Source organism: Paenibacillus sp. B46(2026), from assembly GCF_056786355.1.
In genome coordinates this window covers 2,099,300-2,111,638 of record NZ_CM165907.1, presented here as the reverse complement: position 1 = coordinate 2,111,638, position 12,339 = coordinate 2,099,300, and the positions used below count along the sequence as shown (strand labels likewise).

The following is a 12,339-nucleotide window of genomic DNA, read 5'->3' as shown; positions in this document are numbered from 1 at the left end:
AGGTGCATCGTAATGTTTTCATCATCTCAGACCAAGACACTGGCCATTCTGGTACGTGCAACCGAAGGCTCACCTCCCTTCACCGATGAACTTTTCTGCCGCCGTCTCAGTGTGGGGAGTATGCGATATGCCCTTCAGGTTATTGTAATCCCGATATCGGTTGAAGCAGCTCGTTCCCCTCTTCAATCGGGATATGTCTATCATCAAGGGAAGTGGAAGGCGGTCCCTATTCCTGCACTCGACCTTATAATGGACCGTTGTCTTCGCCCTCTCCCCAGGAACGTCAGACAGCAGATTGAGAAACAGTTATCCACCAATGGCACAGATCAGTACCGTTATTGGTCTGCTTCCCTGCCAGGTAAGTGGGAGGTACATCGTGTGTTGTCCCGGAATGCTGAATTGCGGGCACAGCTTGCGCCCACAACCCGGTTAGGATTGCATATCCCCTGGGAAACATGGCTGGAACGTTGGCCTAAGGGACTCTTCTTCAAACCTGTATCAGGGACTCATGGAAAGAATACCTTTCGCCTGTCTCGGGGAGAGACTCCATCAACATGGATCGTGGAGGGTCGTAACGCGGACAATGAACACTTTTGTCTTACATTTAATCACACCCAGGCCATCTCTTCCTGGCTGGCATTACACCAGGCCGAGCGCAGAATGATCGTGCAGCCCTACCTGGAGCTCAGCCATCACGGAAGAGCGTTCGATATACGGGCTCTAATGCAAAAGAATGGGCAAGGTCGCTGGACACTTACCGGATGCATGGTGCGAGAAGGACCCGAGGGTTCGCTTACGTCCAATCTTCACGGAGGGGGTAGTGCCTATCCTGCCCATGCATATCTACTCCAGCGATATGGAACGGTCCGCACAGAAGCACTGCTGGAGCGCCTCCGGCAGACTGCCGCTCTTATCCCCACCCTGCTGGAGCGCCGTTTCGGCAGGCTAGCCGAATTGGGGCTTGATTTCGGAGCAGATGCAGAGGGCAAACTCTGGCTGATCGAAGTCAACTCCAAACCAGGCCGCACCTCATTCGCAGAAGCAGGCGACCGACGCATGCATGCCCTGACTTATACCCGGCCGCTTGCCTATGCCCGTTATCTGTTGCAACAACATGTTCTCACGGACGTCATTCGTCCAATGAAATTGCCGAATACATCCAGCAAAGCTGGCCTGAAACCCATCCCGATTCACGGCGGCTGAGGCCCGCAGCGCCCGCTTGCCATGGAGCACAAGGATCTTTTCAGGATAGGAGGATAAATCATGAGTTTGACCTTTTGCAACCTGCATTTTACCAAGCAACCGGATAAAGTGGTTTATGTATCCAACGCTTTAATGAAGAGCCTCAACCTGTCCGGCAAAAAAACGGTGCACCTTCGCTTCGGGCGTGACCGGGTACCCGCAACGATCAAACCCATCAAAAAAGCAGGCAAACATCTCTATCTCGCCTCAGGTATCCGTAATCTGATGAACGTTCCCAAACGGGGCAGCATTTATCTCAGGAACTTGCAAAATGATGAAGTCCAGTTAGGGCCACTGATCGGCGTACTCTCAGATGGGCCTTCGACGAGCACGAACCCTTTCGGTTCCCGTACAGGTTTCATCAAACAGTTACTCCGTGAAGGCAGCCGTAAATCCTATATTTATGCCTTTACTCCTCGGGATATTAATTGGCAAAATGAGACGGTATCCGGATTTTTTCTGAATGATAACGGAAGCTTCACCCGTAAAACGGTACCTCTGCCTGATGTCGTCTATAACCGGTTACCAAGCCGCCGTTCAGACTTCTCACCAGCAATCAATCAACTGCGGGAACGATTCATTCGCCGGAAAATCCCGTTCTTCAACTGGAGCTTCTTCAACAAATCGGATATCTATACGTTGCTGGAGAATGAACCGACAGCAGGACGGTATATCCCTGAATCCATTACCAATCCGTCGGTGGAACGGATGAAGGAAATGCTGGAGCGCCATCAGTTTGTCTACTATAAGCCTACTGCCGGAAGTCTGGGGAACGGGATCTATCGCCTGACCTACTCGCCCAAACGTGGATATTTCGCACGTTATCGCAAAAAAGGTGGGAATGCACTCCTGCGCTTTGGATCTTTCAACAGTCTGATGCGCATGCTCCAGGGAAGACATGGCAAACAACTTCGCGGATATGTCGTTCAACAGGGAATACGTCTGATTGAGATTGATGAATGTCCAATTGATTTTCGCTTTCATATGCACAAAAATGGCAATAATCAATGGGTTGTTGTCGGGATTGGTGCCAAAAAAGCAGGGCGTGGCAGCGTCACAACACACATCAAAAATGGCGGTTCCCTAATGACCCCTGAGCAGGCGCTCAGTCGCAACTTCGGCGACCGTGCGGGAGAAGTTCTTCAGCAGGCCAAATCCGTCGCTATTACACTGGCCCAGGCGATTGAAACCCAGCACCAGCATCTGATTGGTGAGATTGGCTTTGATCTGGGCATTGATCAGGAGGAACATGTATGGATGTTCGAAGCGAACGCCAAACCCGGGCGCTCCATTTTCCGTCACCCTTCACTCCGGGTGGAGGGAAAATCGTCAGTGGAGCACATTTTGGAACACTGCCTGTATTTGAGCAAGTTCCGGAAGAAGGAAGGCATTTGATGAGCCTTCATGATGATTTCAAACCTGTCATTGCTGTTTTGACCATGCATGATAATCAGCGGATGTTTAGGGGGAATCATCAAAATTTTCAGGATATACTGCAGACAGGCGAGAGCATGGGATATGTGGTGTACATTGTAACTGTTCGGGATCTGAACGTGAGTGGTCCCACTGTGAAAGGATATACGTACAACAAGGGGAGTGGAAAGTGGGTTTCACAGCCTTTCCCCCTTCCCCATGTTCTCTACAATCGTATTCCCAACCGGGAAGACGAAAGAAAACCTTCCGTTCAGCGCAAAATTGACGAATGCATGCAATCGGGAATCGAACTGTATAATCCATTCTTCTTCAATAAATGGAATCTGTTCGAATGGCTCAAGAAATCCAAATCGACTCAGCAATTAATTCCCCATACCCGGCGGATGCGCAGTGCTTCTTCTCTGGGTGCCGTTCTGCGCACGCATCCCTATCTGTACCTCAAGCCCGAGAGTGGCAAAGCTGGCAAAGGAATCATGATGCTTAAGTTCCAGGAAAAAGAGAGGCTTCCTTACCGACTTAAAATACAGACCACACGTAAAAGCACGACTTATAAGACGGCTACACTTGCCAAGTTATGGGCACGGATTCGCAAAGAAACCGGACATACGCCCTATATCATGCAACAAGGCATCGAACTGGCTTCCTCTCGTAAACGTCCCTTCGATTTGCGTGTTCTTGTACAAAAGAACAGCAAGGGACAATGGAGCGTAACCGGTGTAGGTGCCAGACTCGCTGGCTCCCGCAGCATTACAACTCATGTGCCGCGCGGCGGGAGTGTAGAAGATCCCGAGAAGCTGCTGACCGAGCTTTTTGGCGAAGAAATGACAACGACCCTGATGAAACGTGTGAAATCCACTTCATTAATGATCGCAAGACAGGTAGAACGGGGATCGGGTTACACGCTCGGAGAAATGTCCATGGATCTGGGCATTGATGACCTGGGGGAACTCTGGTTCTTCGAAGCCAATGCAAAGCCCATGAAGTTCGATGAACCACAGATCAGACGGCGGTCATTGGAACGTATATTTCACTACAGCGCTTATCTTGCCCGTCAGTCCAAACGATGATAGACAGGAATACTGCAAAAAGAAGGTGATTGTTTGTGTCCTCACCTGTTCTGGGCATTATGACGTTGTACTTAAATGAACATCGCGCTCTTGAAGAACGCACCATCTATCGCAGAATGATTCTTGAAGGGCGCAAGCGGGGACTCGATATCTATGTGTTCACACCAGCCGACGTACACCCCGGCGGCAAACAGATTGAAGCCATGGTTTTTCATGAGGGAAAAGGCTGGTCCAGGGAGTGGCGATCATTCCCGGACCTGATTTTTGATCGCTGCCGGATTCAGCGTAACCGCAGATTCCAGCAGCTGCTTGCTTTTCGGGAGAAATATGGGCATCTGCTCTTTCTGAATAGACCCCTGCGTAATAAATGGACCATCCATCAGACCCTTTTGCAAAAAGCCAATTTTCGTGAACACCTGCCGGAAACCGCTCTATTTCAGGATATGTCCGATGTAAACCGGATGCTCAAAGTTTCTTCTCTGGTCTATCTTAAACCCATTAATGGAACAGGCGGACGTGGTATTCTGCGCATTGAACGCAGCAGTAGCGAGGCTAATACGGTGCTTGTTCAGGGGCGGGATCAGAAACGTCGTATTATCACGCCACGCAAAGTCCATTTATCACGTCTCGGGGCACTGCTCCAGCACTGGAATATGAAAGACAAATATCTTGTGCAGAAGGGCATACAACTTCAGCTTCCGAATGGACGGGTGCATGATTACCGCATGCTCGTTCAGAAGAACGGTGAAGGACAATGGGAACTTACCGGATGTGCAGGACGCATGGGTGCAGAGAAAAGTGTAACTTCCAATCTGCATGGTGGCGGTCAGGCTGTAGCGATGAATCGACTCATGAAGCAATGGATTGCTGACGAAGAGCTCCGAGCAGAAATTATCACGACTGCAGAGAAATTTGGCATTGATGTTGCTTCGTTTCTGGAAGATACGTATGGGGACTTATGCGAGTTGGCACTGGATTTGGCGATTGACAAGAGCGGACGGATCTACCTGCTTGAAGTTAATCCCAAGCCTGCACGTGAAGTATTCGCTCGCATCGGTGAGCGGGATATCTATTATAAGGCCATCACTCAACCGCTGGAGTACGCCTTATGGGTATATCGCAACAGACCTTCCGGAATGTCCAGAAAGCCAGCCATTCCCGGGCCCGTTTCGCAAAAATCCGCCAGAGTAAAAAGAAAAAGGAAAGTCAAGTGAGTGGATTAGAAAAGCAGGAGTGTATGTTCGCCAAGTGCGAGCATCTGCTCCTGCTTCACTGTTTTTTATTTCTGTTCTTTCGTCCATTGCAGCGTGTCGTTGTCAATCACAATATACCCTTGTTCCTCACCTTGCACATAAGATAATGCCAATCTCATCAGGTCAGGTTCTAGTTGGCATGTGGTAACACGTGTAACCTGGTCTGTGTGATCCGCGGGCAGGCACAACGTCAGAATACCCACTTTACCCGAGAAATCAGTCTTGCCCTGGATGACCGATGTTTCCGATTTGGAACCATATACCTCAGATACCCACCCGGGCTGCTCCGTCAACTTGAAGGTTCCCTTCCCGATGCCTGCCGTAACCCATTGCATCGTCAGCGTTATGGAAGATGCCTCATAGCTCATATCCGCCGTCATTTCTCCAGCTTCATTTATTCTCAACGCAATATCCGCTTGCGGAAGCAGGTGAAAACGTTGCTCCAGAGTATGCTCTGCTTCGGCCTCCAGCCAATCCACAATTAGTAGTATAGGGATTTCCACCCCTGCCAGCATCCACCGACGATGTATAACTGGATCAGGCAAATGCATATATCCATCCTGCGAAGCATCAATGAAGTGATAGCTGTCATTGCTCTCCCAACGAAGCGTTGTGGCCTGAGCCTCCGGTTCACCCCATTGCTGTGTGGAGAGATAAGGTGTCTGATCCAGACCATCCACCGTGACGGTATTGTGCGCCCGCGTACTTTTGAAATACCGCCGCCATTCCCCTTCTTCATACGTGTAACGTCCGGTGTCCGTGAAGAATAGCTGGTTCTTCCACATCCACTCCACATTCAGCGCGTCCGCATGTCCGTGCGCTCCGCCCATGGCAGCCGCATCAAAAAAAAGATATTGACACTTGTCCCTCATGACATAATATCCTGTCTGCGGAAAAGCCCGACTCGACAAAGCCGGAGAAGAAGAAGCCTGTAGTCTGAGGCATCGCTCATATTTCTCCACACCCAGCAACCAGAGACACTCCGAGCTATCCGTTCCGCGAGCTATCAAATCATCATCGTCCAGGATCGCTCCAAGCAGGGTCAGTCGTTGCCGTCCATCGCCAACCCAATCCGAATCACCAATACCGGTAGACTGATGATCTGGTCGGATCAGCGCCTCAGTAAATGCAGCCATTTGGCGTAGACAGCGGGCATACCATGCCGAGAAAGGATGTCCTGAAATCTCACCCAACCGATAAGGCGTGCCAAACATTTCGATGCTGGCATTGTGGTAATGGGTTGTCAGTTCAACCTGTATCCCTTCTTCACCCAACTGATGCAACAAACACAGCTCAAGACGTTCCATCGCCACTTGACGCCAGTATGGACTTCGCGGGTGCTGGTGGTAGAACGTAGCGATCATGAACAAACCTTGCATATGCATAATGGCATGATTGATTTCCGTGCTGCCGAGGTAACGGGTCAAAAACTCGGCGTGCTCGTCCAGACCTTGTCGAAACTCCGCCTGAAAGCCTTCGTTCAGCAGCGGACTCGCTTCCATATATTTATATGCCGATATCCAGGACTGCACACGTAGTCCCGTCTCCAGCAGACGCCACGGACCGGGTTTTTGAAAGAATACGGCCTCGTCGTAAACCACATTTACAGGTACCGGGTTCTGCTGTCTCCAGCTACGGAAGTGGTCAATGAATGCTGTTACATAAAGCGGATTGCCCTTCATCAGATACGCCTTGCCCAGATCGAGCATATGCCAGTGACGATTGATGCCCCATGTGAACTCCAGATCATTGGTCGGATTGTGAAGCCAGTCGACGGGTGTCCCCATCGGAATCCAGCGATTCAGATCGTTGGTATAAGGAACGATAAATTCATTCAGGATGGCACGGTTGGCAATCGTGAGCGAATTTCGGGCTTCCTCCGGAAAATGTTTTTCATAATATTGGGCAGCCCGTTGCAGATCCGTTGCTGAAAGGTAAAAATCACTCATTGGGACGCCTCAAGAAAATCCTGACGGAAAGGGGTAAAGACATCCAGAATGACGGAGTCCTCCAGTGCCTTGACGCCATGCGGGACGTTAAACCCGGCATAGAAGCTGTCCCCTGCTTTTAAGATGCGAGTTTCTTCACCGACCTGAACCTCAAAGCTGCCTTTGACGATATAACTGACCTGTTCATGAGCATCATGCGAGTGAACCTCCCCGATCCCACCTTTGGCGAAAGTAACCTCCACCATCATCAATGTACCGCCCATGCCCAAAATCTTGCGGGAACTCGTTTCGTTTATGATATATGCATCACTCGACGCATGATTAATGATCATTTTGCTTTTCCCCTTTCCTTGTGAATAAGCGACCGAAGTGGTTAAACCACGGCCGCTTTGAACGTTTATTAGTCTTCTGTGGACAATTTACCCTGAAGCTTGGAAGAATCAAACGATGGATCAGCAGTTATGTTGGTCAGCCCTGCCGCTTTGGTTTTCTCCAGAGCTGCATTGTATCGCGTATCCAGATCCTTGATCACAGCATCGAGATCGCCACCCGTGAATACAAAGATCGAAAAAGCCTCACTCCATTTGGTACCTTCCAGTGAACTCTCGGTTACCACACTTGGATTTGCCGGGAAAATGGCATCATATCGTTTGGGCAGGAAACCTTCAATGCCCGGAATGCTTGGTTTTTTGTCAGAGCTTAGTACAGCAGGAATCAGTGAGATTCCGTATCCTTTTTCGTAATACTCACTCTGAAGATCTGTGCTGTACACATACTCCATAAACTTCCATGCCGCTTCCTTGTTGGCAGAATCTGCATTGATGCCGATGTAGGAGCCCCCGATGACTTGCGAAGCGCCCTTGATCGTTCCATCATTTGTTGGCACAGGAGCCGCTGCCCAATTTTCTTTTGTAGGAAACTGATCTTTATATACACCTGGTTCACCGGAGTGGTTAATGTACATTCCAATTTTGCCTTGAGCAAACTGGGCTCTGAGCGGATCGATGTCCAAACTTTCTACCCCTGGCAGCATGCTGCCATCCTGATTCATTTGACGAAGTGCCACTGCGATATCCTTGTACATCCCAAAATCAAATTGGCCTGTCTTGTAGTTGTAACCATCAATGCCAACATTATTGCTTGCACCTGCAATCGTATTGGCTGCTCTCCAGAAGCCGCTGCTGCTCTTGAACGGGCTGGCAAAGCCATAGATGCCTTCACTTTTACCAACTTCGGTAATTTTTTTGGCATCCGCAACCATCTCAGCCAACGTTTTTGGCGGACTTTCGATCCCTGCCTTTTTGAAAATATCCTTATTATACACAAGCCGCCAGACCTGCCCTGTATTGGGGAGGGAATATATTTTTCCATCAATCGTGTTTTTATTTTCAATCATGCTGTCTTTAAACATGGCCTTCATCTCATCACTCATGTATCCATCGATCGGGGCGAGATACCCCTTCTGATAATACGTCTGAAAATCATTAACTTGCAGCACATCGGGTGCCTGCTTACTGGCAAAGGCAATATCGACCGCCTGTGGATAATTGTCCCCCATCACGGTCATTTCCACTTCAATGTTGTCCTTGTTCGTCTGGTTGAACTCATCAATCTTGGATTTCATAAAATCAGCATCATGGCGGTCCGGTGTCCAATATATGATTTTGGTTTTCCCTCCGGCATTCTCCACGCTGGTCCCCGATTCGCTATTTGCCGAAGTACCACTGTCAGCAGAACAACCTGCCAAACTTAGCGCCAGCAATGCACTTAGCGTAGTCACCATCCACTTTTTAACCATTGATATGCCCCCTTATGCTTGTTGGACAACCGATTGGGTTATCCGTTAAGGTAATGATAATCGCTCCGCTTTCGTGGAGGTGAGGGACATTCTGACTTTGCATGGTGGGAAAAATGACGATCCGTATCTTTTTCAATTCTCATACATTTGCCGGAAGCGGGTTGGCGTCATGCCGCAGTATTTCTTGAACAAGCCGCTGAAATAAGGCCTGTCCTCATAACCTAGCCTCTGGCAGATCTCTTGCACCTGTACACCTGCAACCAGCAACTCTTTCGCCTTTTCCATCCTCATCTTAGTAATATATTGAATCGGCGTTATGCCCGTTTCCTTTTTGAAGGCATTGGCAAAGTAACTCGGACTTAAATGCACGGATTGGGCACAGGCATGCAGCGTCAGATTTTCTGCCAGATTCAGACTGATATATTCCTGCGCCTTGCTAATCGCCTGCTTGACATCGGTGAGTCGTTTTTTGTCCATGATCTCGCAACCCATACTGCTAAAATGTTTGATATATCCCCTCCAGCCATCAAACGTCAAGGAGCGCATCGCCTCAAGCACTGTCAGGTCTGCCTCCAGACGCAAGCGTTCCTCTTCTGTAATCTCATCACAAAAGGCACGGTAGATGGCAAAAGCCAGTCCAGACAGCAAACGAATCATCGTGAGCGGCTCGGGAAAACCTTCGGAAACCTGCCATTCTTCGAGAATTTCATCAATGATGCGGTGACAGGTGCTCTCATTACCACATTTCAGTGCATAAAAAAGCTCTTTCTCCTTCTCCAACGGATATACGGGAGCCACACATGCCTGATTCGCCAGTTCAGCATACTGGAGGATGCAATTTCCTTCACTGTAAAAACGATAGGATATCGCCTGATCTGCATGTGCGTAGGACGTCCAGATTTCCTGCGGTCTGCGGGCAATCGTACCGACACCAATCGAGACTGTTTTTTTACTGAATCGCTCCACATTTTGGCGGCATTGCTCCAGCAGTTCGGAGACGTCGATCTGGCTTGGTGTGTTAAATATGGCTGCAAGCCGGTATCGGTTTTCCCGTAAAACAACGCCCTTGGTATAGCGGTTTAAGGTTTCTCCCACAATATTTTGGACCACAAAAGGAACGATTTCGGCATCCAGATGCATCGTGTATCCATATCGCGTATAACCATCCACCTCGATGACCATGACGAGAAGATTGGAGGAATCGAGATCAATATGCAGCTCGTTCCAGCGACTTTCATTCAGGAATCCCCCGATTTCATGACGCAACAAGCCCAGTAGATAGCTGTGACGCTCATACTGACTGCTGCTCTCCACCTTCTGCTCCAACTGTTCCAACTGTTTGCACTGTGCCTGTTCTTCCTTAATCACCTGTCTTACCTTCAACACCGCACCGAGTATTTCTTCAGGGGTAAACGGCTTGAGCAAATAATCGGATGCCCCCAGCTTGATGGCCTCCTGTGCATATTGAAAATCCGAATAACCACTGATGAAAATAAATTTGGCTCGCAGTCCGGCATCTAATGCCCGCTTCATTAGCTCCAGCCCGCTCAACTTGGGCATCCTGATATCACTAATCACGATGTCTGGTTGCTGCTCCAGCAACAAGGACCAACCGCGCTCTCCATTGCTCGCCGTGCCTACAATCCGAACCTGATGATCTTCCCACGGAATAGTTGAAGATATGCCCTTTACAACCGCCTGGATATCATCCATAACACACATCGTCAATTGGCCCATACTGCCCCTCCTCAGGTGATCGGAATTGTGATAACAACCGTTGTTCCCATATCTGTACTGCTATGAAACACAATCGAGGCCACATCCCCGTAGTGCAGGCTTAATCTGCCATGGAGATTGGATAGGGCATAACCTTTGCGTCCCCCGTCAAGAGCATCCTCGGCATCGATGCTGGCTACATCCATCCCACATCCATTGTCAGCCACCTCCAGCCGTAGTGTGTCACCCTGACGATCAATGCGGATCAGGATAACACCCAAATCTTCTTTGTCATTGAATCCATGCAGGATGGAATTCTCGACCAAGGGCTGAAGCAATATTTTCAAAATTTCAACAGCGTAACAGGAGGGGTCCCCCACCTCAATCCGATAAACGAACAGATCCTCATAACATTTTTGCTGAAGCTGCATGTATTGTTCGACATGTTTGATCTCCTGCTCCACACTGGTGATGTCTTTCCCATCATTCAGTCCCAGACGGAATAACAAGGATAAGGAGACGATCATCTCACTTACATCCTTCTTCTCTCCGCTCTCACTTTTCCAGAACATTGTATTGAGCGTATTGTACAGGAAATGGGGATCAACCTGCGCCTGAAGCGCCTTGACCTCAAACCGCCGTTTGTCTTGCTCCGTTGTCCGTACTTCTTCAAACAGAATCTGAATCTGGTCCAACATCCGATTGAAACGATGCCCTACAGCGCTGACTTCATCGTCATATTTGCTGCGAAACCGTACATCCAGATCATTGGACTCCACCTCAACCATCAGGCGTCGCAGTTTGTTCAGTGGCTTCAGCAGAGCGGAGGCCAGCAGGCTGGACAACCCGAGTGCGAGCAAAATGCAAAACAACATGATCAGGATGATCAGCCAGCGTATCTTTTGGAGAGGGGACAACAAGTCAGCCTTGGACTGTACACTTACCATGACCCAATCCTCGTTCATCGACAATGCCGAATAGTTAACAAGCATGTCCTCCCCCTGATCGTTCCTGTAGGTAAAATCCCCAGCATCGCCACGGCTAAACTGTTGGGTAAAGTCAGGCTCCTTAATGAAATCGTAATTTCGGGACCTGGGCCGAATGACTTCATTTCCGTTTTTATGCAGCAAAAACAGTTGAATCTGGTTATTCATGAGATCCTGTGTGAGAATGTCTCGCATCGCCTCTTCCTTCATATTGACGACCATATATACATTCGAATAGGTATGATTATCGATCACAATGGGTTTGAGCAACAGAGATAACACATTTCCTTGGGATTGGAATAATTGACTCTGATGTGAACCAAACCACATCGTATTCCAGCCTTGCAGCTTGACGTAGCGTCCGTATTCCCTGTCGAACGAGTTATTGCGATTCGGAAAATCTTTGGTCGAGAAAAAATCACCGATGGGTGTTGTCAGATATGCCGTATCAATCAGTGGCTCTACGAGCTTCAATTGAGCAAACGATGTTTGCAGCAGCGAGAGATTCTGATAATAATGAGATGTGTTATTTTTTCCCACGTCCTTCATGACCTGGGTGAACGTTTCATTGAGCATAAAAGAAAAAGAGGATACAACAATGTGCCTTAGATGTTCATCCATAACCTGCACGGATTTGTTCAGAATGCTTTGTTTCAGTTCAAGTGCATTCTGCTCAATGCTTCGTGCAGCAAAGAGATAAGAGCATATCCCGGTCACACTGATACACAGGACAACGAGAAAAATGTACAGTAGCTGTATTCTTTTTTTCAGGGACATTTTATAAAAGTCGAATATCATCGGCGCTCGCTCCTTGAACACGGCTTGGCCCGTCCGCTGTGAATTAAAATGAGTATAGCACAGTGGAATTACCCGTAAAACCGTTTCCATGATTGT

Annotated in this window: 9 protein-coding genes; 4 read left to right on the top strand and 5 right to left on the bottom strand. The window is 48.8% G+C overall.

All coding sequences use genetic code 11. The features are described 5' to 3' along the window. Positions 1-12: 12 nt before the first annotated feature. From AC1S8V_RS09670 to AC1S8V_RS09655, 4 genes are read left to right on the top strand one after another with little or no spacing between them, the layout of a single operon-like run. A complete protein-coding gene (locus AC1S8V_RS09670; protein WP_482073436.1) occupies positions 13-1,203 on the top strand; it encodes a YheC/YheD family endospore coat-associated protein in 1,191 nt (396 codons plus the stop codon). Between the two features lie 60 nt (positions 1,204-1,263). After that, the gene (locus AC1S8V_RS09665; protein WP_482073435.1) at positions 1,264-2,637 is read left to right on the top strand and encodes a YheC/YheD family endospore coat-associated protein; all 1,374 of its coding nucleotides are present in this window, start codon (positions 1,264-1,266) and stop codon (positions 2,635-2,637) included. Continuing rightward, positions 2,637-3,743, top strand: coding sequence for a YheC/YheD family endospore coat-associated protein (locus tag AC1S8V_RS09660; RefSeq protein WP_482073434.1), 1,107 nt, complete (start codon positions 2,637-2,639; stop codon positions 3,741-3,743). Before AC1S8V_RS09665 ends, AC1S8V_RS09660 begins: the two co-directional genes overlap by 1 nt. A gap of 35 nt (positions 3,744-3,778) precedes the next feature. Next, complete coding sequence (locus tag AC1S8V_RS09655) at positions 3,779-4,957, top strand: YheC/YheD family endospore coat-associated protein (RefSeq protein WP_482073433.1); 1,179 nt, start codon at positions 3,779-3,781, stop codon at positions 4,955-4,957. Positions 4,958-5,022: 65 nt separating this feature from the next. Here AC1S8V_RS09655 and AC1S8V_RS09650 read toward each other — a convergent pair whose 3' ends face one another. The 5 genes from AC1S8V_RS09650 to AC1S8V_RS09630 all read right to left on the bottom strand — a co-directional run bounded on the left by AC1S8V_RS09650 (position 5,023) and on the right by AC1S8V_RS09630 (position 12,333). Next, positions 5,023-6,945, bottom strand: a complete 1,923-nt coding sequence (locus tag AC1S8V_RS09650) for an alginate lyase family protein (protein WP_482073432.1) — start codon at positions 6,943-6,945, stop codon at positions 5,023-5,025. Beyond that, positions 6,942-7,277, bottom strand: a complete 336-nt coding sequence (locus AC1S8V_RS09645) for a cupin domain-containing protein (protein WP_482073431.1) — start codon at positions 7,275-7,277, stop codon at positions 6,942-6,944. The genes AC1S8V_RS09650 and AC1S8V_RS09645 overlap by 4 nt, the downstream gene beginning before the upstream one ends. 68 nt (positions 7,278-7,345) lie before the next feature. Next, on the bottom strand, positions 7,346-8,743 hold the full coding sequence (locus tag AC1S8V_RS09640; RefSeq protein WP_482073430.1) for an ABC transporter substrate-binding protein: 1,398 nt from the start codon (positions 8,741-8,743) through the stop codon (positions 7,346-7,348). 132 nt (positions 8,744-8,875) lie between these two features. Continuing rightward, the gene (locus tag AC1S8V_RS09635) at positions 8,876-10,480 is read right to left on the bottom strand and encodes a helix-turn-helix domain-containing protein (RefSeq protein ID WP_482073429.1); all 1,605 of its coding nucleotides are present in this window, start codon (positions 10,478-10,480) and stop codon (positions 8,876-8,878) included. Between the two features lie 11 nt (positions 10,481-10,491). Continuing rightward, on the bottom strand, positions 10,492-12,333 hold the full coding sequence (locus AC1S8V_RS09630) for a sensor histidine kinase (protein ID WP_482073428.1): 1,842 nt from the start codon (positions 12,331-12,333) through the stop codon (positions 10,492-10,494). Positions 12,334-12,339: the final 6 nt, after the last annotated feature.